The 22,062-nt window shown below is 64.6% G+C and carries 15 protein-coding genes and 1 pseudogene; 10 read left to right on the top strand and 6 right to left on the bottom strand.

What is annotated here, in order from left to right; all coding sequences use genetic code 11:
* Window positions 1-2 precede the first annotated feature (2 nt).
* The gene (locus GGD66_RS16360; RefSeq protein ID WP_092255473.1) at window positions 3-968 is read left to right on the top strand and encodes a tripartite tricarboxylate transporter substrate binding protein; all 966 of its coding nucleotides are present in this window, start codon (window positions 3-5) and stop codon (window positions 966-968) included.
* Between the two features lie 125 nt (window positions 969-1,093).
* Window positions 1,094-1,330 carry a DUF3551 domain-containing protein gene (locus tag GGD66_RS16355; RefSeq protein WP_092255938.1) on the top strand — a complete coding sequence of 79 codons (237 nt, stop codon included), beginning with the start codon at window positions 1,094-1,096 and terminating at the stop codon, window positions 1,328-1,330.
* 149 nt (window positions 1,331-1,479) lie between these two features.
* On the opposite strand, the pseudogene GGD66_RS16350 reads toward GGD66_RS16355, so the two are convergent.
* Both GGD66_RS16350 and GGD66_RS16345 read right to left on the bottom strand, forming a co-directional pair.
* Window positions 1,480-1,761 (bottom strand): annotated as a pseudogene (locus tag GGD66_RS16350) (SIR2 family protein); the annotation flags it as partial.
* A gap of 126 nt (window positions 1,762-1,887) precedes the next feature.
* Window positions 1,888-2,778 (bottom strand): LysR substrate-binding domain-containing protein, encoded by an 891-nt coding sequence (locus GGD66_RS16345; RefSeq protein ID WP_092255480.1) that lies wholly within the window; start codon window positions 2,776-2,778, stop codon window positions 1,888-1,890.
* A 170-nt stretch (window positions 2,779-2,948) separates the two neighbouring features.
* On the opposite strand from GGD66_RS16345, the gene GGD66_RS16340 reads away from it, so the two are divergent.
* Window positions 2,949-3,701, top strand: a complete 753-nt coding sequence (locus GGD66_RS16340) for a sulfite exporter TauE/SafE family protein (protein ID WP_183258345.1) — start codon at window positions 2,949-2,951, stop codon at window positions 3,699-3,701.
* A gap of 133 nt (window positions 3,702-3,834) precedes the next feature.
* Here GGD66_RS16340 and GGD66_RS16335 read toward each other — a convergent pair whose 3' ends face one another.
* On the bottom strand, window positions 3,835-4,467 hold the full coding sequence (locus GGD66_RS16335; protein ID WP_183258344.1) for a LysE family translocator: 633 nt from the start codon (window positions 4,465-4,467) through the stop codon (window positions 3,835-3,837).
* 247 nt (window positions 4,468-4,714) lie between these two features.
* Between GGD66_RS16335 and GGD66_RS16330 the strand changes: the two genes are divergently transcribed.
* Window positions 4,715-6,511, top strand: coding sequence for an adenylate/guanylate cyclase domain-containing protein (locus tag GGD66_RS16330; protein ID WP_179731779.1), 1,797 nt, complete (start codon window positions 4,715-4,717; stop codon window positions 6,509-6,511).
* 190 nt (window positions 6,512-6,701) lie between these two features.
* Window positions 6,702-9,464 carry a di-heme-cytochrome C peroxidase gene (locus tag GGD66_RS16325; protein WP_183258343.1) on the top strand — a complete coding sequence of 921 codons (2,763 nt, stop codon included), beginning with the start codon at window positions 6,702-6,704 and terminating at the stop codon, window positions 9,462-9,464.
* 215 nt (window positions 9,465-9,679) lie between these two features.
* Here GGD66_RS16325 and GGD66_RS16320 read toward each other — a convergent pair whose 3' ends face one another.
* Window positions 9,680-10,627, bottom strand: a complete 948-nt coding sequence (locus GGD66_RS16320) for an alpha/beta fold hydrolase (RefSeq protein ID WP_028140009.1) — start codon at window positions 10,625-10,627, stop codon at window positions 9,680-9,682.
* 221 nt (window positions 10,628-10,848) lie between these two features.
* On the opposite strand from GGD66_RS16320, the gene GGD66_RS16315 reads away from it, so the two are divergent.
* Together GGD66_RS16315 and GGD66_RS16310 are read left to right on the top strand one after the other, a co-directional pair.
* Entirely contained in the window at window positions 10,849-11,310 is a 462-nt protein-coding gene (locus tag GGD66_RS16315; RefSeq protein WP_026201620.1) for an Hsp20 family protein, read from the top strand.
* Between the two features lie 285 nt (window positions 11,311-11,595).
* The gene (locus tag GGD66_RS16310; protein ID WP_092255496.1) at window positions 11,596-12,366 is read left to right on the top strand and encodes an alpha/beta fold hydrolase; all 771 of its coding nucleotides are present in this window, start codon (window positions 11,596-11,598) and stop codon (window positions 12,364-12,366) included.
* Window positions 12,367-12,604: 238 nt separating this feature from the next.
* On the opposite strand, the gene GGD66_RS16305 is transcribed toward GGD66_RS16310, so the two are convergent.
* The gene (locus tag GGD66_RS16305) at window positions 12,605-13,396 is read right to left on the bottom strand and encodes a hypothetical protein (protein WP_092255499.1); all 792 of its coding nucleotides are present in this window, start codon (window positions 13,394-13,396) and stop codon (window positions 12,605-12,607) included.
* Window positions 13,397-13,888: 492 nt separating this feature from the next.
* Here GGD66_RS16305 and gltB point away from each other — a divergent pair, with 492 nt between their 5' ends.
* Both gltB and GGD66_RS16295 read left to right on the top strand, forming a co-directional pair.
* Entirely contained in the window at window positions 13,889-18,622 is a 4,734-nt protein-coding gene (gene gltB, locus GGD66_RS16300; protein ID WP_183258342.1) for a glutamate synthase large subunit, read from the top strand.
* Between the two features lie 160 nt (window positions 18,623-18,782).
* The gene (locus GGD66_RS16295) at window positions 18,783-20,234 is read left to right on the top strand and encodes a glutamate synthase subunit beta (RefSeq protein ID WP_183258341.1); all 1,452 of its coding nucleotides are present in this window, start codon (window positions 18,783-18,785) and stop codon (window positions 20,232-20,234) included.
* A gap of 99 nt (window positions 20,235-20,333) precedes the next feature.
* On the opposite strand, the gene GGD66_RS16290 is transcribed toward GGD66_RS16295, so the two are convergent.
* Complete coding sequence (locus GGD66_RS16290) at window positions 20,334-20,891, bottom strand: hypothetical protein (RefSeq protein WP_183236627.1); 558 nt, start codon at window positions 20,889-20,891, stop codon at window positions 20,334-20,336.
* 419 nt (window positions 20,892-21,310) lie between these two features.
* Between GGD66_RS16290 and GGD66_RS16285 the strand changes: the two genes are divergently transcribed.
* The gene (locus GGD66_RS16285) at window positions 21,311-22,033 is read left to right on the top strand and encodes a hypothetical protein (RefSeq protein WP_183258340.1); all 723 of its coding nucleotides are present in this window, start codon (window positions 21,311-21,313) and stop codon (window positions 22,031-22,033) included.
* The last annotated feature ends 29 nt before the right edge of the window (window positions 22,034-22,062 follow it).

Raw genomic sequence — 22,062 nt, 5'->3', positions numbered from 1 at the left:
GCATGACCATCTCACGCAGGCTTCTTCTTGGATTATTGCTGCTGCTGCCGACGCTGGCGTCCGCGCAGAACTTTCCGACGAAGCCGATCAAGTTGATCGTGCCGTTCCCGGCCGGCGGGCCCAACGACATCATCGCGCGGGTGATCGGCCAGCGCATGTCGGAGCTGTCAGGGCAGCCGGTGCTGATCGACAATCGCGGCGGCCAGGGCGGCGTGCTCGGCACCGATGCGGTCTCCAAGGCCCCGCCCGACGGCTACACCATCGCGATCTCCTCAGCCGGCGCGCTCGCGATCAGCCCGAGCATGGAAAAGGTCGCCTACGACACCTTGAGCGACCTCACCCCGGTGACACTGGTTGCGACCGTGCCGGAAATGCTCGTGGTCGCCACCAACGTGCCCGCCAAGGACATCGGCGAATTGATCGCGCTCGCCAAGGCGCAGCCGGGAAAGCTCAACTTCGCCTCCTCCGGCGCTGGCAGCCTGCCACACCTCGCTGGCGAGCTGTTCAAGCTGACGGCGAAGATCGACATCGTCCACGTGCCCTATCGCGGCGCAGCTCCGGCCGTGAACGATCTCTTGGGCCAGCAGGTGCAGATGACGTTTCTCGATCTCCCCGTGCTGCTGCCGCAGGTCAAGGCCGGCGCGCTGCGTCCCATTGCGGTCGGCTCGGCCGCGCGGGCGCCGACCGCGCCCGATGTGCCGACCACCGCGGAAGCGGGTTTTGCCGGCCTCCACATCGAGAACTGGTACGGCATGGTCGCACCGAAGGGCACGCCGAAGGAGATCGTCACGGCGCTGCATGGCCTCGCCACCAAGGCGATGGCGGATCCGGCGGTGAAGGGAAAGCTCGCCGCCCAGGGCGCGACGCTGGTCGGCGACGAGCCGGAGCACTTCCGGCAGTTCATCGCGGACGAGACCGCGAAATGGGCCAAGGTGATCAAGGACGCCGGCGTGGAGACGGCGAAGTAGGGCCGGCTGACGGGCCGCTGGCGGCCGACCTCGCCGAACCCGATGTGCCGCGACCCCAGGCGTGCCGAGCCCATTTGGAACGCCGCCTCACTGGCCGCGTTTCAATGTCGAAATTGGAGATTTCCATGAAGCGTCGTTTGCTGATAGCTGCCGCCACTCTGTCGTTCATGGCGTGCCTTGGCTGTTCGACCTCGGCAGTTGCGCAGGATCGCTACTGCCTCCAGGGCCGGACCTGGGGCTATCCGGGCAATTGCCAGTTTGCCAGTTACGCTCAATGCATGGCGACCGCCTCGGGCACGCACGCCTATTGCGGCATCAACCCGCGCTATGCCCAGGCACGCCGTTACAGGGAATACCGGTAAGTAACCTCCGCTAAGGCGAGCCGTGCCATGGACCCGGAGCGATCCCTGACGGCCGTGGTCTTCTCCGGCGGCCTGGGCCTAGGTGCCTATCATGGCGGGGCATCGAAGCCCTGACTGATCTGGCACCGCGGATCGATTGGGTGGCCGGTTCATCGGCGGGCGCGATCACGGCAGCCTTGATCGCGGGAAGCGGTCACGCCATCCATCGGCGCAATGGTGGTGATGTCCCAGTTCGTCAAGACGGCTTCCTGCACAGGATTGCGCTGCGCGACAAATACAAAGGATTTCGGCCGGTCCTGGCGGTGGCCGGAATCGTCCCAAATCTGCCGGTGCAGGAGCAGACGTATGTTGGGGTCGGACATGCTGTAGCCGACCAACAGCAGCATGCTTCCCAAGGCGTCGGCGCGGAAACGGATATCTAGCGGGGAATTGAGCAATCCGGAGAAAGACCAGATCGATCCGAAGCGGCCACCGGTCGACCTGGAGAAATGGCAGAAATCGAACACGCACTAGGCGCGGTCTGTCAGGACGTCGCTCCTCGATCGCGACGGCACTGCTCACACCGTCTCTGCCCTTAAGTGCTCCACCAGCATCTTGGCCGGCCGTGGCAGCGCCTTGAAGCTGCGCGCGCAGATCACGAGGCGGCGGTTGGCGAAGGCATCGCGCAGGCGGACGATGGCGAGCGGCATCAGCTTGGCGCAGCGCCGGGCGGCGGATTCGGGCACGAGGGCCACGCCGACATCGGCGGCGACCATCTGGCAGATCGCGTCGAAATCGCGCAGGCGTGCGCGGAAATGCGGGCGCATGCCAAGCCGCGCCGCGTGCTTCGAAATATGCATCTGAAGCGCAGTGGCGCTGGTCAGCCCGACGAACTCGCACGCCCCCGCCTCCTGGAAATCGATCTGGCGGCGGCCGGCGAACGGGCCGCGGCGCGAGGTCACCAGCGCCAGGCGGTCCTCGCTGAACACGAAGCGCTCGATATGATCGGGCAGCGCGTGCTCGGCGGCGAAGCCGAGATCGGCCGCGCCTGCGGTGATCGCGGCCGCGATGTCGGTGCTCTCGCGCTCCTCGATGTCGACGGCGATGTCGCGATGCTCGCGCAGGAAGCCGGCCAGCGCCTTCGGCAGGTGCTCGGACAGGCCGGAGGTGTTGGCGAGGAAATGCACACTGGCGCGCACGCCAGAGGCAAAGCCGGCGAGATCGCCGCGCATGGCGTCGATCTGGTGGATGACCAGCCGCGCATGGTCGAGCAGGCTCTCGCCGGCCGCGGTCAGCTCGACGCCGCGCCGTCCGCGCTTGAGCAGCGCGACCCCGAGCGCGTCCTCGAGCCCCTTGATGCGCGCGCTGGCCGAGGCCAGGGCCAGATGCGACCGCTCCGCGCCGCGGGTGATGCTGCGCTGGTCGGCGACCGCGATGAACAGCTGGAGGTCGACGAGGTCGAAACGCATGGCAGGTCTCTTTCTTGTTGTTGGAGCACGATCTTGACGGAAAACCGCTGCGCACTTTGCGCTGACGCGGCCCTGCGGGTCCGGATCATGCGCCAGCCTTCGCTCTTAACGAAGGCTTACTCCGTAACCTCCAGATTGTGCCCGCGCGCGGCTTCGGTCAATGTGCAGGCATGATCGACCCGCTTCTCATTGTCATCGCCGCCGTCTTCCTGGTCGCCGGATTCGTCAAGGGCGTGGTCGGGCTCGGCCTGCCGACCGTGTCCATGGGCCTGCTCGCGGTGAGCATGACGCCCAGCCGCGCGATCGCCATCGTCATCGTGCCCGCCATCGTCACCAACATCTGGCAGACCTTCGTCGGCCCTTATCTGCGCGACATCCTGAAGCGGCTGTGGCCGCTGATGATCGGCACCGTGATCGGATGCTGGCTCAATGCCGGCGCGCTGACCGGGCCGCATGCGCGCTACGGCACCATCGTGCTCGGCGTCCTGCTCGTCATCTATGCCGTGATCGGTCTGAACAAGCTCCAATTCCGCGTCGCGCAGCAAAACGAGAAATGGGTGGGCGGCGTGGTCGGTGTCGTCACCGGCGTGATCTCGGCCTCGACCGGCGTGCAGGTGATCCCCTCGATGCCGTTCATGCAGGCGATCGGCATGGAGAAGGACGAGCTGGTGCAGGCGCTCGGCGTGTTCTTCACGACAGCGACGCTGGCGCTCGCCTTCAACCTCACCGCCGTTGGCCTGTTGACGCCAGCCAATGTCGTGCCGGGCGCGGTGGGTATGGCCATGGCTTTTGCCGGCATGTTCGTGGGACAGTCGGTGCGGGCGCGGATGCCGGCGGAAGCGTTCCGCCGCTGGTTCCTGATCGCGATGATCCTGCTCGGCCTTTATCTCGCCGGCAGCGCGCTGGCGAAGGAATTCGTTTGAGGGAAGATCGTAGACCGTAGGGAGGGCAAAGCGAAGCGTGCCCACGCATTTTTTGTGACCGAGAGAGGTGGTGGGCACGGCGCAAGTGCGCCTTTGCCCACCCTACGCAGCTTCCCTCATCCGTTCGAACGAGCTACCGCGTCTCCAGCATGGCGACGCGGATGCCGAGATAGATGAAGAGGCCGCCGAGCGCGCGGTTGACCCAGGCGATCGCGCCCTCGGACTCGCGGAGCCGGTGGGCGGCTTTGGCCGCGAACGCGGCCAGCACCAGGCACCACAGCGTCCCTGTAGAGATGAAGATCAGGCCGAGCGTCAGGAAGGCGAGCGGCTTGTGCGGTGAATCGGCCGCAACGAATTGCGGCAGGAAGGCCAGGAAGAATAGCGCGACCTTGGGATTGAGCGCGTTGGTGAAGACCCCTTGGAGGAACACCCGCCGCAGCGAGCTTCGCACCGGCTCGTCGATCGACGCCGCCAGCACCGGGCGCAACCACAGCATCTGAATCCCGGTGAACACGAGATAGGCCGCGCCGACCAGTTTCAGGATCGAAAAGGCGGTCGACGAGGCCATCAGCAGGGCCGAAAGGCCGATCGCGGCGGCCGCGACATGGACAAAACAGCCGCAACTGATGCCGAATGCGGCCGCGGCGCCGCCCCGCCAGCCCATCTGCATGCTGCGACCGATGACGTAGACGGAATCAGGCCCCGGCGTGATGTTGAGCAGCACGCCCGAGAGGATGAAGAGCCCGATTTCGTGAATGCCCAGCATGCAAAAGGTGCCCCTGCCGCCCGTTCGTGCGTCGCAATTCCGCTTAGTCGGTTCGGCCGCCGCCGTCCACCGCCGGGATTGCGTGGGATTTACCTCGAATTTGCAATGCGGATCATGCTTCCGCTCGGCCACATCTGCTTTATAAAGGCGAGGTTCTTGAAATGCGGGATTCGAGCCGACTTGCCACGCTGTGGCCAGTCCCAGGTCCCTTCACGATCACTTATCGATCCCTTGGAGCTTCCGGGATATGGAAAGACGTCTGGCCGCCATCGTCTGCGCCGATGTCGCCGGCTATTCGCGCATGATGGGCAGCGACGAGGCCGGCACCCATGCCGCCTTCAAGGCCCATCGCAGCGCGATCCACCCGATCATCCTCAATCACGGCGGCCGCGTCGTGAAGAACACCGGCGACGGCTTCCTGCTGGAGTTCCCCTCGATCGTCGGCGCCACCGAAGCCGCGATCGCGATGCAGACGCTGATGGCGGAGCGCAACCACCATCTGCCGGCCGACCGCGCCATGCAGTTCCGCCTCGGTATCCATATGGGCGACGTCATCGCCGATGAGGACGAGGTATTCGGTGACGATGTCAACATTGCCGTCCGCCTGGAATCGGTGGCGAGCCCCGGCGGCTTTGCGATCTCGGCCAAGGCCTACAAGGAGGCGAGCAAGCATCTCAGCGTGCCGCTGGTCGATGCCGGCAATCATCGCTTCAAGAACATCAAGGATGCGGTCGGGGTCTGGACCTGGACACCCGAGGGTGCACCAGCGCTCGCGCCCGAGCTGCGGGAGGCGTCCGCCCTCTCGCAACAGTACCGCACCGCGATCGTCGGCGTGCTGCCGTTCGCCAATCTCAGCGATGCCCAGGACGAATATTTCTCCGACGGCCTCACCGAGGATCTGATCCACGCGCTGTCGCTGCAATCCTTCTATCGCGTGCTGAGCCGCAACTCGACTTTCGCCTTCAAGGGCAGGAACACCAGCACCCGCCTGATCGCGCGCGAGATCGACGCCACCTATTTGATCCAGGGCTCGGTGCGGCGCGCCGGAGCCAAGATCCGCGTCACCGCCGAGCTGATCGCGCCGGAGACCGGCGAGCAGCTCTGGACCGGCCGTTACGACCGCGACATCGGCGACTTCTTCGCGATGCAGGACGAGATCACGACCAATCTGTCCGCCGCCATCGCCACCGAGATCGTCCGTGCCGAAGCCTCGGCGCCCGCGCGGCTCTCGACCGACGTCACCGCCTGGGATCGCTTCCTCAAGGGGCTGTCGCATTACTACCGGCAGACCAAGGAGGACCTGGCCACCGCCGTCGATCTGTTCCGGGAGGCCATCAGGGTCGATCCCAAACTGTCGATCGCGCACGCCTATCTCGCCACGATCCAGATCCAGAGCATCCAGTTCGGCTGGGTCAAGGGCACGCGGGAGATGTGGGCCGAGGCGATGAACCTCGCCGAAACCAGCGTCCGGCTCGACCCGCGCTCGTCCTTTGCGTTCTCGATCCTGTCCTGGGCGCACGCCATGGAAGGGCATTATGAGGCGGCGATGGACGCGGCCAAGCGCGCGGTCGCGCTCAATCCCTACGACATGGGCGCGCGGGGCGTCCTCGGCATCTGCCATTTCGTCATCGGCGAGCACCGGGAGGCGATCGAGCTGTTCTCGATGGCCGCGCAGCGCGACAACAGCGACCCGCGCTACCAATGGGCGGCACTGAACGCCTTCAGCCATTATCTGTTGCGCCAATATGACGCGACCCTGTCATGGGCGCGCGAGCAGCTCTACATCAACCCCAACCACATGCAGGCGCTGGCGATCCGCGCCGCAGCCCTGGCACAATTGGGCCGGGCCGCCGAGGCGAGCGAGGCGACCGGCGTGCTGATGGGCAATTACCCGACCCTCAATGTCGATCGTCATTTGCGCAACTTCCACTGGAAGCGGCCCGAGGATCTCGCCCATTATCGCGAGGGGCTGCTGAAGGCCGGCGTGCCGCTCGGCAAGCTGACCCTGGTTCAGAGCGACGTCAAACGCGTCGCCGAATCCTGACCGGCAGGCCGCGGTCCTCCACGGTGTTCCCTCAGTCTTTGGCCAGAACCGCCTGCTTGTTGACAGGACAGTGAATTCGGCCACACTTCGCCACACGCTGAAGTAGTATAATCTGATGTCGGTTTGTTAGGACTTTCCGCGCTTGATCGGCGCCTCATTTCACGATTCGCTGTTTTCAGGATTTTGGGCCATGCATGACCCCGCTTCGAAACTGCCGTTCGATCCCTCGATCCAGGTCTCGCCGAACAATCCCTGCCCATTCCTGCGCGGCCTCGTCGGCGAGGGCTTCGTCGAGGGCGGCACCGTCCCGCTCGGCAAGCTGTCGGAGACGATCGCGAACGCGACCGGCGAGACCGGGCTGAAGAAGGCGTCTGCCCGGCTCCAGGTCCGCGGCGTGGCGCTCATCGCCAATGGTCTAGGTCACATCCTCAAGAGCATCTTTTCGGGCGCGCAGCTCGATGCGCTGCGCGGGGGCCCGCTGGACAAACGCGGTGCCGGCTCGCGCATCCTCGGCGTCGACGGCAAGGTCAACGAGGACGAGATCGCTCGGTTCGCGAGTTTCGGCCGGACTTACACCGATCCGAATGGCGGCTCCGAGCTGGGCCTCAACGCCTCGGAAATCGAAATCTTCATGCGCGACAACCTCAAGCGCGCCGGCAGCGCCGCGCGCTGGTACTACCCGCTGCTGATGAAGTTCGAATGGCCGATCCTCCTGAAGATCATCGGCAAGGGCACGGGCGAGGATCGCTATCTCAGCGTTGCCGACGTGCGCACGCTGTTCAACGAGCGCCAATTCCCCGCGCGCATCAACCAGCGACTGGTCCCACCGGTGCTATCGACCTGCCAGCGCGTGGTACGGGGCGCCCTCAAGCTTGCGGCCTTGCTGGTCGCCATCGGCCTCGTTGCTCTTGTCGCGGTGGCCGAATTCCCCAATCAGGTTCGCGCCATGCTGCCGCAGAAGGGAATTCTCGTAAATCTCCTGCCGCCGCCCTTGCCCGCGGTCCCGGAGACGAAGGCCGCCTTCTGGCTCGAGCAGAACTGGTCGCTGAAGGACCGGCACTGGTTCCACCATGCCAGCCAGGGCACCGCGACCTTCCCCGTGCCCTATGAATGGTTCATGGCGCTGGAGCAGCCACGCCTTCATCTGCTCTCGAAGCCCGGCATGATGAAGGACAGCGCCTACCTCGAAGGCTTCGGCTTTATTCCCAGCCCGCACTCGATTCAGACCGACACGACGACGTTGCGCCGCTTCGGTTACGCCAATGTCTACGAGACGACGCAGGTGCCGGACTGGTCGACCAGATGGACGCCGGTGGAGAACGTCGACGGCCTGCCGGTCGGTTTCGCGCGGATGACCGGCGTCGTCGATCCCGCGACCGGCCGTCGCGAGGACGACAAGATCGGGCTGACCTGCGCGGCCTGCCACACCGGCCAGATCCATTACCAGGGCGTGGACGTGCGCTTCGACGGCGGCCCGGCCATGACCGACCTGAAAAAGCTGGAGCTCTCGACCGGCCTGTCGATCGCCTACACCCTGTATGTCCCGTTCCGCTTCCAGCGCTTTGCCGATCGCGTGCTCGGCCCCGATGCCAGCAAGACTGACCGCGCCGCACTCAAGCAGAAGCTCAGCGCGATCGGCACGTTCCTGATTGACTGGGCGAAAACCCAGCAAAAGACGGTTGAAAGCAAGAAGACCTGGAACGGCAGGCAGCAGCAGGACACGGAGGAAGGGTTCGGCCGCCTCGACGCTCTCAATCGCATCGGCAACCAGGTCTTCTCGCAGGATCTCGCGCTGAGCGGGGTCAAGGGCTTCGAGAAGAACCTGCATGCCCAGGACGCGCCGGTCAGCTACCCCGCGATCTGGACCGTGCCCTGGTTCAAATTCGCCCAGTACGACGCATCGATCGAGCAGCCGTTAATTCGCAACGCCGGCGAAGCGCTCGGCGTGACGGCGCTGCTCAACCTGTCCGACGCCTATCCGGAGGACCGGCTGTGGCGGTCCTCAGTGAACATCAGGACACTCGGCTGGATCGAGGACATGCTGAGAGGCCCCGATCCGTTCAAGCCGGCCGATCCCTCTGCCGATCCGAAATTCGGCGGCCTGCTGGCGCCGCAATGGCCCTCGCAGATCCTCGGCGATGCATGGAGGATCGATCAGGCCAAGGTCGAGAACGGCCGCAAGATCTACGCCGAGATGTGCTCCGGATGTCACCTGCCGGCCGTCAACACCAAGGCTTTCTGGTCCTCGACTCATTGGGAGGCGAGCGGCGACAGCAAGGTCCTGAACGCGGTCACGATTCCCCTCAAGGAGATCAAGACGGATCCCGAACAATCCCTTGTTCTCAGCAACAGGATTGTCGATGTGCCCGGCTTCCTGAAGGTGAATACGGCCGACCTCCAGAAATGGTGGCAATGCGACATCCCGACCGCGAGCAAATCGCCCAATGAGATGGTCTATGCGCTCGGGCTCATGACGGTGGTCGATCTCGTCGCCCGCAAATGGATGGACGACGAGAAGGTCCCTGAGGCCGAACGGGCGAAATTGTGGAATCTCGCGCGCAAAAATTGTCTCAATCCGGCGCCCGACCCGCGCTATCGCGCGCGGCCATTGAACGGCATCTGGGCAACGGCGCCTTACCTGCACAACGGTTCGGTGCCTTCGCTGTATTGGTTGCTGAAGCCGGCGAACGAGCGCCCAACCAAATTCTGCATGGGCCGCCGCGACTATGATCCCGTCACCGTCGGCTTTGCGGTGACCGCGGATGAGACGTGCAAGACGGGCGAAACGCAGTTCTCGGCGGGATCGGAGAAGGACCCGGTCCAGGGCAACAGCGTGCTCGGCCATTCCTTCGAGCGCAAGGAAGGCGAACCGAAACGCGACGGCGTCATCGGCCGCATGTTCAAGGACGATAACGAGCGCTACGACCTGATCGAGTATCTGAAGACGCTGTAGATGATCTTCACCTCTCCCCGCTTGCGGGGAGAGGTCGAATTCGATTGCAGATCGAATTCGGGTGAGGGGGACTCTCCGCGAATCCAACTCTCACCGCCCCCGCGGAGACTCCCCTCACCCCGACCCTGTCAGCGCGAGCGAAGCTCGTCGCGTCCCCGCATCCGCCCCTCGCCAAGGCTTCGGCGGACATGAGCGGGGCGAGGGAGAAGGTCTCCTCACTTAAACAACGGCGTGCCCGGCACGAAGGCGTCGAAGGCGGCCCAGAACTGGGAGCGGTAGCGGTCCTGCTCCTGGAGGATCTCGTGCTTGGCGCCGGCGATCACGAGATGGGAGCCGGCGCGTAAGTGATAGGCGAACTCCTCGATCGCCGCGGTCGAGACCACCGCGTCGTTGGAGGCCGCCAGCATCAGGATCGGCTGGCGGATCTGCGAGGGGTAGTTCTTGCCCTTGAAGGTGTTCATGGCGCGGAAGGCGGTATCGGCCCAGGCCACGGTCGGTGACGCCAGCCCGAGCGTCGGGTCCTCCTCCAGGATCGCGGCATTGCGCGCATAGCGCACCGGATCGCTGGTCACGGGATTGTTGATGAAGGGATCGAGCCCGGTGAGACGGTCACTGCCGCCGGGGACATAACGGCCGCCCTGCCCGAGCAGGCGCATGGTCTTGAGCAGCGCACGCACCGGAAGCGAGGTGGTGCGGCCGGGCAGGTCGATCATCGGTGCCGACAGCACCATGCGATCGAACCAGCGCTTGCCCGCATGCGCCACCCGCAGCATCACCGTGCCGCCCATGGAGTGGGCCAGCGCGAAGAAGGGCGGCGGGCAGTCCGGCAGCACGACCTGCTGCACGAAGGCCTCCACGTCGACCTCGAAATCGGAGAAATCGCGCACATAGCCCTTGCGCGGGTCGCGCAGGCGGCGCGAGGAATGGCCCTGCCCGCGCCAATCGATCATCGCCACGGCAAAGCCGCGGTCGCGCAAATCGCGCACGGTCTCGAAATATTTCTCGATCTGCTCGCTGCGTCCGGTGAAGACGCAGACGGTACCCTTGCGGTTCGCCGGCGGCGCCCAGCGCGCAAAGCGCAGCTCGGCACCATCGGGCGTCTTGATGGTACCGCTGACGACGTCTTCGGGGACGGGATTGGACGGGATCGAGACCAGCGTCATGATTGGAAGTGCTTGGGCGCGAAGTGCTGCAAATCAAGGGGCGGGAGCGCCGAAAAGGCGCTGATTGCCGCCCTCTTGAACGCCGTCTCGTTCCACCCATATCATCTTCGTGCAGGCCGCTACCAGTGTTTCGGAACCGGAACATCAGGCTGCACACAGACTAAAGCCCGGCCCGATTGGCGGGCGGGTTACCCAACAGTCGCTCAATGGAGGACTTGACCATGCGTAGCTATGATCTCACCCCCTTCTATCGTTCCACCGTCGGCTTCGATCGCCTCTTCAGCCTGCTCGACCAGGCCAGCTCGGACGGCAGCCCCGGTTATCCCCCCTACAACATCGAGCGTACCGGCGAGAACGCCTACCGCATCACCGTTGCGGTGTCGGGCTTCGCCAGGGATGAGCTCTCCATCGTCGCGAAGGAAAACACGCTGACGATCAAGGGCGAGAAAGTCGCCAACGAGAACAGCAAGTCCGAAGTGCTCTACCGCGGCATCGCCGCGCGTGCCTTCGAGCGCGCCTTCCAGCTCGCCGACTTCGTGCAGGTGAAGGACGCCTCGCTCGAGAACGGGCTGCTTCACGTCGACCTCGTCCGTGAGATTCCCGAGGCGAAGAAGCCGCGCCAGATCGCGATCAACACCAGCGCACCCAAGGCGCAGGTGATCGAGAACTCGGTCGCCGCCTAAGCAATAGGCCACTTCCAGGTTGCGAAAACGCCCCGGTGCCCCGGGGCGTTTTTTTGCGTGCTCAGTCCGCGGCTTTTGTCTTCGGTCGAAATGGAAATACAGGTTCGGGTCGTCATTCTAAGTCTGGTCCGGTTCAGGCGCGAGAAACCAGAGATAGCTGCATCGATTGCGCAATCGCGATGCTCCCCGACCAGACGCTTGTCACAGCTTGGTGACCGCGCGTAACGCCGACGCTCCACGTGCCGTCCTTTCGAGATCGAACTCAAAACAAGACGGAGAAAGATCATGTCACTCTGGCGCAGCCTTTTTGTCGCCGCGAGCCTTCTGGCGGCTCCCCTCAGCCTTGCTCATGCGCAGACGCCGCAAACGGTGAAGGCGAAAAACGTCGTGCTGGTGCACGGTGCCTGGGCCGACGGCTCGAGCTGGTCGGAGGTGATCCCGATCCTCCAGGCCGCAGGCCTGCACGTGACCGCGGTGCAGAATCCGCTGTCGTCGCTTGCGGACTCGGTCGAGGCGACCAAGCGCGCGCTGGCCGAGCAGGATGGTCCGACGGTGCTGGTCGCGCATTCCTGGGGCGGCACCGTGATCAGCCAGGTCGGCACCGATCCGAAAGTGACCGGGCTCGTCTATGTCGCCGCCCGTGCGCCGGATGCGAACGAGGATTTCGTCGCACTGTCGAAACAGTTTCCAACCGGCCCCGTCCGCGCCGGCATCGTCGAGCGCGACGGCTACACCAAGCTTTCAGAAGAGGCCTTCCTGAAGTACTTCGCCAACGGCGTGAAGCCCGAACAGGCCAAAGAGCTCTACGCCGTGCAATGGCCGACCGCGGCGTCGATCTTCGCCGGCCGCACCACGGAAGCTGCGTGGCATTCGAAGCCGAGCTGGTACGCGGTGTCGAAGAACGATTACACCATCAATCCCGATCTCGAGCGCTTCCTCGCCAAGCGCATGAACGCAACCACGATCGAGCTCGATGCCGGCCATCTCTCGCTGGTGTCGCATCCGAAGGAGGTCACGAATTTGATCCTGGAAGCGGCGGGGTATCCGCGGAGCTGAGGCTTCACCGCGACAACGCAAAAGCGCCCGAGATCCTCGGCGCTTTTTGTTTTGCTCAGTCTCCCGGATGTCGTCCCCGCGAACGCGAGGACCCATAACCCCAGGGAGCAGTTTGGCGAAGGCCAGTGGTCCGGTACTCGCACCTCATCCGCACCGATAGATCACGCGGTATGGGTCCCTGCGTTCGCAGGGACGACGGCGTGGGTGCGGCCGGCGCGATCGCGTCAAACTCGCGGTGCTAATCCAGCCCCTGCGCGGCAGGCATCTCCTGCGTCGGCAGAATCGTTGGGGCCGGCTTGGCCTGGCCGACGGTTGGCGCAATGGCTTGTGGCGCGGCCTCGGCAGGCCTCGCCTGCGCGGCAGCGGTCTGCTGCGGGGCTTGGGCCTGCGGCGCCTGAGCCTGCTGCGCCACCGGCTCCGCCGGCTTGGCGGCGGCGACCGGCGTCTCGCCGCGTCGCGGGGCGGCCTTGGGCAGCGGCACGGCGCGGCTCGTCACATGCGGGATCGCGGCCGGCGGCCGCGGCGGGCCGCTGCGGATCACGGTCGGCGGCGGCAGCGCGCTTTGCGGACCGTAAGGCGAGGACGCGCGCTCGTCATAGGCGGGCGCCATGCCGTAGGCGTCGGCGGCTGGCATGAAACGGATGATCCGCCCGTCGCGGGCGTCGATCACGAGCCGGCCGTCGTCACCGCGACGGTCGATCACCGCGATGGTGTAGACGCTGCCGCGCAGGCGCGGGATGCCGAGCGGCGAGAAGCCGTTTTCACGCAAGACCGCGTAGACCTCGGTCGACGGCAGCAACGCCGGACCGCGCTCCTCGTAGCCATAGCCGTAACCGTAGCCTTGGCCGTAACGCGGCGGCGGTGGCGGGGCGGCTTCGGGGGGCGCATAGGGTCCGTCGAAATCCGACGCCGGGATGATCGCCCCTCTCGCAATACCGTTCGCGGGAACTTGCGCCAAAACCTGCCCATGCCCGGCGCTCATGGCGAGCGCCAGCGTGGCGGCAGCCACACATCCTGTGAAAAACTTCATCGTCGACACGCTCCTGTCAGGCCCCCGAATGCCTCGCGCTCTTTCGTTTCTTGCGGCGTGGCGCGCCTTTCGAAGGGTTGATCCGAAGCTTCATTTGGGATTTCGGCGCCCACAGGGCCGGATCGGGGCGCGTTTGCTTCAAAACCGGGGCCGCGCAACTTTCGGAAAGCGATTGATTGACATATCGGGAATCGGGACTTCCGCACGCTTGTGTGCTAGACAAAAATTTGGCAAGGTGATGGTTAGGACAGGAAGACTGTCTCAATTTTGCTTGCGGTTCCGGCATTGGAATTGCAACGAAAGCGGGTGCTTTCGAGCACCATAAGGCAACGGGCAAAGCCGTTCTCGGGGACGAAGAACGCCTTGGCCTGAATTTAAGAAAATGCGGCTCGCTAGCGGACGAGCGGTGACCCAGAGGCGGGTGCCGCGGAACGCCCAAGGTGCGCCGATGATGGCGGTGAGGCAGCTTGCCGCATGGAGAGGATTGGAACAATGAACGGGTCGCAATTCGAGCGCGCAAACATCGTGGCAGAAGAGCTGTCGGCGACGGTCGCCTCGAAAACGACCGATCCGATTCAGGAACACAATTCGCGCCCGCCAGCCGTTGGCCTCTACGATCCGAGCCTGGAAAAGGATTCCTGCGGCGTCGGCTTCATCGCCAATATCAAGGGCAAGAAGTCGCACGAGATCGTCGCGGACGCGCTGAGCATCCTGTGCAATCTTGAGCATCGCGGCGCCGTCGGCGCCGACCCGCGCGCCGGTGACGGCGCCGGCATCCTGGTGCAGATCCCGCACGCCTTCTTCAGCCGCAAGGCGAAGGAGCTCGGCTTCGCATTGCCCGCACCCGGCGAATACGCCATCGGCGCGCTGTTCATGCCGCGCGACACCGCATGGCGCAACGTCATCAAGAGCATCATCGCCGACCAGATCAAGGAGGAGGGCCTGACCCTGCTCGGCTGGCGCGACGTGCCGACCGATAATTCCTCGCTCGGCGTCACCGTGAAGCCGACCGAGCCTGCCTGCATGCAGGTGTTCATCGGCCGCAACGGCACCGCCAAGACCGAGGACGAGTTCGAGCGTCGGCTCTACATCCTGCGCAAGTCGATCTCGCAGGCGATCTACCAGCGCCGCGACCGCGGCCTTGCAGGCTATTACCCCTGCTCGATGTCCTGCCGCACCGTGATCTACAAGGGCATGTTCCTCGCCGACCAGCTCGGCAAGTACTATCCCGACCTGCACGAGACAGATTTCGAGAGCGCGCTCGCGCTGGTGCATCAGCGCTTCTCGACCAACACCTTCCCGGCCTGGTCGCTGGCGCATCCCTATCGCATGATCGCGCATAACGGCGAGATCAACACGCTGCGCGGCAACACCAACTGGATGGCAGCGCGGCAGGCCTCGGTGAGCTCCGAGCTCTACGGCAAGGACATCAACCGGCTCTGGCCGATCTCCTACGAGGGACAGTCGGACACCGCCTGCTTCGACAACGCGCTCGAATTCCTGGTGCAGGGCGGCTACTCGCTGCCGCACGCCGTCATGATGATGATTCCGGAGGCGTGGGCCGGCAATCCTCTGATGGATGAGAAGCGCCGCGCCTTCTACGAATATCATGCCGCGCTGATGGAGCCGTGGGACGGCCCCGCCGCGATCGCCTTCACCGACGGTCGCCAGATCGGCGCCACGCTCGACCGCAACGGCCTGCGGCCCGCGCGCTATCTCGTCACCAAGGACGACCGCATCGTGATGGCGTCCGAGATGGGCGTGCTGACGATCCCCGAAGACCAGATCATCACCAAGTGGCGCTTGCAGCCCGGCAAGATGCTGCTGGTCGACCTCGAGCAGGGTCGCCTGATCCCGGACGACGAGATCAAGGCCGAGCTCGCCAAGAGCCACCCCTACAAGGAGTGGCTGGAGCGGACCCAGATCGTGCTGGAGGAGCTGCCGAAGGTTCCGACCACCGGCGTGCGCTCCAATTTGTCGCTGCTCGATCGCCAGCAGGCGTTCGGCTACAGCCAGGAAGACATCGCGATCCTGATGACGCCGATGGCGGCTACGGGCGAGGAAGCCGCGGGCTCGATGGGCAACGACACGCCGATCTCGGCGCTGTCGGACAAGTCCAAGCCGCTGTTCACCTACTTCAAGCAGAACTTTGCGCAGGTCACCAACCCGCCGATCGACCCGATCCGCGAGGAGCTGGTGATGAGCCTCGTCTCCATCATCGGACCGCGGCCGAACCTGTTCGATCTGCAGGGGCTTGCCACCACCAAGCGTCTCGAAGCGCGCCAGCCGATCCTGACCGACGCGGATCTCGAAAAGATCCGCTCGATCTCGGATGTTGCCGAGTCGCACTTCAAGTCGCGCACGCTGGACACCACCTTCCACGCCGGTCTCGGCGCGGCAGGCATGGACCAGGTGCTCGACGAGCTCTGCGCGCGCGCCGAAAGCGCGGTGCGCGAGGGCGTCAACATCATCATCCTGTCCGACCGCATGGTCGGCACCGACCGGGTGCCGATTCCGGCACTGCTGGCCTGCGCCGCCGTGCATCATCATCTGATCCGCGTCGGACTGCGTACCTCGGTCGGTCTCGTCGTCGAATCCGGCGAGCCGCGCGAAGTGCATCACTTTGCCTGCCTGGCCGGCTACGGAGCCGAGGCGATCAATCCTTATCTCGCGTTCGAAACCATCGTCGCGATGAAGGACCGCCTGCCCGGCTCGCTCGACGATTACGAGATCGTCAAGCGCTACATCAAGTCGATCGGCAAGGGCCTTTTGAAGGTGATGTCCAAGATGGGCATCTCGACCTACCAGTCCTATTGCGGCGCGCAGATTTTTGACGCGGTCGGCCTCAAGGCGGACTTCGTCGCAAAGTTCTTCGCGGGCACGCATACCCGCGTCGAGGGCGTCGGCCTTGGCGAGATCGCCGAGGAGGCGGTGCGCCGTCATGCCGACGCGTTCGGCGAGGCGCAGGTCTACAAGACCGCGCTCGACGTCGGCGGCGAATACGCCTATCGCAGCCGCGGCGAGGACCATGCCTGGACCGCCGAATCGGTGTCGCTGCTGCAGCACGCCGCGCGCGGCAATTCGCAGGAGCGCTATCGCGCCTTCGCAAAGATCCTCAACGAGCAGTCGGAGCGTCTGCTGACGCTGCGCGGCCTGTTCCGGATCAAGAACGCCGACGAAGAGAAGCGCAAGCCGATCCCGCTCGACCAGGTCGAGCCCGCCAAGGACATCGTCAGGCGCTTCGCCACGGGCGCGATGAGCTTCGGCTCGATCTCGCGCGAGGCGCACACCACGCTCGCCATCGCCATGAACCGGATCGGCGGCAAGTCGAACACCGGCGAAGGCGGCGAGGAAGCAGACCGCTTCAAGCCGATGCCGAACGGCGATTCCATGCGTTCGGCGATCAAGCAGGTCGCCTCGGGCCGCTTCGGCGTCACCACGGAGTATCTCGTCAACTCCGACATGATGCAGATCAAGATGGCGCAGGGCGCCAAGCCCGGCGAAGGCGGTCAGTTGCCTGGCCACAAGGTCGATGCGACCATCGCCAAGGTCCGGCACTCGACGCCGGGAGTCGGCCTGATCTCGCCGCCGCCGCACCACGACATCTATTCGATCGAGGATCTGGCGCAGCTCATCTACGACCTCAAGAACGTCAACCCGACGGGCGACGTCTCGGTCAAGCTCGTCTCCGAGATCGGCGTCGGCACGGTGGCCGCGGGCGTCGCCAAGGCGCGCGCCGACCATGTCACCATCGCCGGCTTCGAAGGCGGCACCGGTGCTTCACCCCTGACCTCGATCAAGCATGCCGGCTCGCCCTGGGAGATTGGGCTAGCCGAAACCCACCAGACCCTGGTGCGCGAGCGGCTGCGCAGCCGCATCGTGGTTCAGGTCGACGGCGGCTTCCGCACCGGCCGTGACGTCGTGATCGGCGCATTGCTGGGCGCCGACGAGTTCGGCTTCGCCACCGCGCCGCTGATCGCGGCCGGCTGCATCATGATGCGCAAGTGTCATCTCAACACCTGCCCTGTCGGCGTCGCGACCCAGGACCCCGTCCTGCGCAAGCGCTTCACCGGTCAGCCCGAGCACGTGATCAACTACTTCTTCTTCGTTGCGGAGGAAGTCCGCGAGATCATGGCTTCGCTCGGGTTCCGGACCTTCAACGAGATGGTCGGCCAGGTTCAGCTGCTCGACCAGACAAAACTGGTCGCGCACTGGAAGGCCAAGGGCCTCGATTTCTCCAAGCTGTTCGTCAAGCAGAAGGAAGAGAAGGGCCAGAAGATCTATCACTCCGAGCGCCAGAACCATCATCTGGAGGCGGTGCTCGACCGCTCGCTGATCGAGAAGGCAACGCCTGCGCTCGACCGCGGCGCGCCGGTGAAGATCGAGGCCACGATCAACAGCACCAACCGCTCCGCGGGCGCGATGCTCTCCGGTGCGGTCGCCAAGATCTACGGCCATGCCGGCCTGCCGCACGACACCATCCATGTCAGCCTCAAGGGCACCGCAGGCCAGGCTTTCGGCGCCTGGCTCGCCCACGGCGTCACCTTCGAGCTCGAAGGTGAAGGCAACGACTATGTCGGCAAGGGTCTCTCGGGCGGCAAGATCATCGTCAAGCCGCCGAAGAACTCCGCCATCGTGCCGGAAGAAAGCATCATCGTCGGCAACACCGTGATGTACGGCGCGATCGAGGGCGAGTGCTATTTCCGCGGCATCGCCGGCGAACGCTTTGCCGTGCGCAACTCGGGCGCGGTCGCCGTGGTCGAGGGCGCCGGCGATCATTGCTGCGAATACATGACCGGCGGCATCGTGGTCGTGCTCGGCAAGACCGGGCGCAACTTCGCGGCCGGCATGTCCGGCGGCATCGCCTACGTGGTCGACGAGACCGGCGATTTCGACAGGCTGTGCAACATGGCGATGGTCGAGCTCGAGCCGGTGCTGTCGGAGGAGCTGATCAACGCCGGCACCTATCACCATTCCGGTGACCTCGAGGCGCACGGCCGGGTCGACGTGTTCAACAACCTGCTCGCCTCCGACGTCGAGCGGCTGCACGTCCTGATCTCGCGCCATGCGAAAGCCACCGGCTCCAAGCGCGCCGCCGACATCCTTGCCAATTGGAAGGAATGGCTGCCCAAATTCCGCAAGGTGATGCCGGTCGAATACCGGCGCGCGCTGCGCGAGATGGCCGCCAACGCGGACGCCGAGCCGAAAATCGCGATCGGGGCGTAAGAGAAAGCCCTCATGGTGAGGAGGCGCGGAAAGCGCCGCCTCGAACCATGAGACCACCATCCGGGCCTCTATCCTTCGAGACGCGGCGCGAAGAGCGCGCCGCTCCTCAGGATGAGGAGTGAGAGAACAAAGAACTTAAGCGGCAGGGACTTCGGGTTTAATGGGCAAGATCACGGGTTTTCTGGAAATCGAACGGCACGACCGCAAGTACGCCCCGGTCGCCGAACGCGTGAAGCATTACAACGAGTTCGTCGTTCCCTTGACCGAGAAGGAAACGCGCGACCAGGCCGCGCGCTGCATGAATTGCGGCATTCCCTATTGCCACGGCACCGGCTCGGTCGCGCCCGGCACGCCCGGCTGCCCGGTCAACAACCAGATCCCCGACTGGAACGACCTCGTCTACCAGGGCAATTGGGAAGAAGCCTCGCGCAATCTGCACTCGACCAACAATTTCCCGGAGTTCACCGGGCGCATCTGCCCGGCGCCGTGTGAAGCCTCCTGCACGCTCAACATCGACGACAACCCCGTCACCATCAAGACCATCGAATGCGCGATCGTCGACCGCGCCTGGGACAATGGCTGGCTGAAGCCTGAGGTCGCAGCGGTCAAGACCGGCAAGAAGGTCGCGGTGATCGGCTCGGGCCCGGCCGGCATGGCCTGCGCCCAGCAGCTCGCGCGCGCCGGCCACGACGTGCATTTGTTCGAGAAGTACGCCAAGGCCGGCGGCCTGCTGCGGTACGGCATCCCCGACTTCAAGATGGAGAAGGGTGTCATCGACCGCCGCGTCAAGCAGATGGAGGGCGAAGGCGTCACGTTCCACTACAACAGCCATGTCGGCGTCGACGGCAATGTCGATCCGCGCGAGATGCTCAACGAGTATGACGCGGTGGCGCTGACCGGCGGCGCGGAAGCCCCGCGCGACCTGCCGATTCCCGGCCGCGAGCTGTCAGGCATCCACTACGCCATGGACTTCCTGCCGCAGCAGAACCGCCGCGTCGCCAGCGAGCCGCTGAACGGCGTCAAGGAGATCCTGGCCGGCGGCAAGCACGTCGTCGTCATCGGCGGCGGTGACACCGGATCAGACTGCATCGGCACCTCGCTGCGCCAGGGCGCGCTGTCCGTGACCCAGCTCGAGATCATGCCCGCCCCGCCCGAGCGCGAGAACAAGGGCCTGACCTGGCCGAATTGGCCGCTGAAGATGCGGACGTCCTCAAGCCAGGCCGAAGGCGCAGTGCGCGAATACGCCGTGCTGACCCAGAAGTTTTCCGGCGAGAACGGCCAGGTCAAGAAGCTGCACTGCGTGCACGTCGACGACAAGTTCAAGCCGATTGCCGGCACCGAGTTCGAGTTAGAGGCCGAGCTCGTCCTGCTCGCTATGGGCTTCGTCCATCCCGTGCACGAGGGCCTGCTCAAGATGCTCGCCGTCGAGCTCGACCCGCGCGGCAACGTCAAGGCCAACACGCTGGACTACCAGACCTCCCGCCCGAACGTCTTCACCGCCGGCGACATGCGCCGCGGCCAGTCGCTGGTGGTGTGGGCGATCCGCGAAGGGCGGCTGTGCGCAAGGTCGATCGACACGTTCCTGATGGGGAAAACGGATCTGCCGCGCTGAGATTTTCCGCGGCAGGACTCACTTCCTCAGGTTCGGAGCTATCCCGAGCACACCACATCGTTTGCCCGATCCGGATGAGATGTCCGGATCGATGCGCAATCAGATGCCGCCGAGCCATCCGCTGGCGGTTTTGGTCGAGACCTGACCCGAAAATGCGACGCGCACGCTGAGCGCGCTGCCGTCGCTCTCCAACGCGATCGATTCAATCGTGGCGCGCGTGCCGGCCAGCACATCGGCGCGTTTCACGAAGCGGCCGATGGCGGCATTCATCTGTGCGACCAGCGGATCGAGCTTCCTCTTCGTCATGTCGACGATGCGAGCGTGGGCGAGGTGATCTACGCTCGCCGATACAAATCCGACCGGAACGATCGCCGGCTCCCCGACAGTCACGTATTGTGACTGCGATCCGGGCTTACCCGGCCCCGCGACGGCGATGGGAACGGTGACACGCATATACAGATCGCGCAGCAGGGCGTTGCAGAGCTCGACATGCGCATCGACCGAGATCGGCAGCGATGAACTCGCCGCGCCCCAGTTCGTCTGACCAAACGAGACGTTGGATAACGTCACGGACTTGACCAAATTTCCCCCGCGGCAAGGGAGCTGTTTGCTGGTCGCAGGCAGCAGCGCCTCGAATGTGCGGCTCGCCTGCTTCATGGCCAGCTCGGCCTTGCCCGAGACTGCAAGCGCGTTTCCAATTCGTGTGACGTTCACCGCGGTGCCGACCGCAACGTCGATCGGAGCCTTGTCCAGCAGGCTCTGTGCGTGAGCCGGAACGGCGAACATCGATGCAAAACAAAAAAGGAAAACTCTATTCATAAACGCCCCCAATTCGGCAATGGCTTGTGCAATGACTCCTGAAACTCTAGGCTCGCCGCATCAGCCGAGGCTTCTGTCAGCGTTCAATTAGTCGCATACACGCAAAGATTGATCAATTCGTACGACGCGTTTCGGGGCAAGCACCCCTACGCCCTACCCCTCGCTTTAGCGAACCCTGCAAACCCGAGAAGGTCGGCGGCGGACCTTCAGGCCTTCTTCCGGGCAACAACGACCGACGACGACGACGAAAGCACAGAATGCGGCGTACTTTTCTGGTGGTCTGCGCGCTTTGCATCGCCGTCATCGGTGACGGTGGCGCGTTTGCGTCGTCGGCCGGGACCTTCGCGAGTACGCTACGCCGCTTCGGCGTGGATCTCGTTGTGCCGCTGGAGCGCTTCGACCCAACATCCTCTCGGGCGCTATTCCCCGGCGCGATGATCGCGAGGGTGGACGTCAATACGCTGTCGGACAAAGGCAAGATACTACGCCTGTCCGGCGCGACCATTTGTTCCGTCCCCGGAATCGACTATGGCAGCGGGCAAAGAACCTCCACCTACAGGCAATCGCAATCAACGCGTTCACCCGAGCCGGGATCGGACATCCGCGAGGCGATGCTGCTGTTCGGCTTCGACCAGGAGACTCTGGGCTCTCTCAAAGGATACAGTCTGGAGCTTTCTCAGCCCCGGCTGTTCAGCATCCCGTTCGATCGCTTGAACGAGTTCTCGGCTCGGAGCGACGCCGATGCAGCCTGCGCCGCCACGTCCGGCAATCGATCGGTCATCAGCCGATCGCTGGTTGCCACCATAGACGTCACGATCGTCTCGCACCGTCCACTGTCGCCTCGACAACTCGATAGCGCGGCAAGGACGCTGTCGCCGGACAGTCCGGTCGCCTTTCGGAAGGCGGCGGGAGATGAATTCGCCTATTCCGCAAAGTTGCCGGATCGATGGGTGGGCATCGCTACCGAACTAGTACGATAGACGGGACAACGCACACATTCTAGGTTGTC

The organism is Bradyrhizobium sp. CIR48 (assembly GCF_014198315.1).
Classification (GTDB): Bacteria; Pseudomonadota; Alphaproteobacteria; order Rhizobiales; family Xanthobacteraceae; genus Bradyrhizobium.
This window is presented reverse-complemented; position numbering and strand designations above follow the sequence as displayed.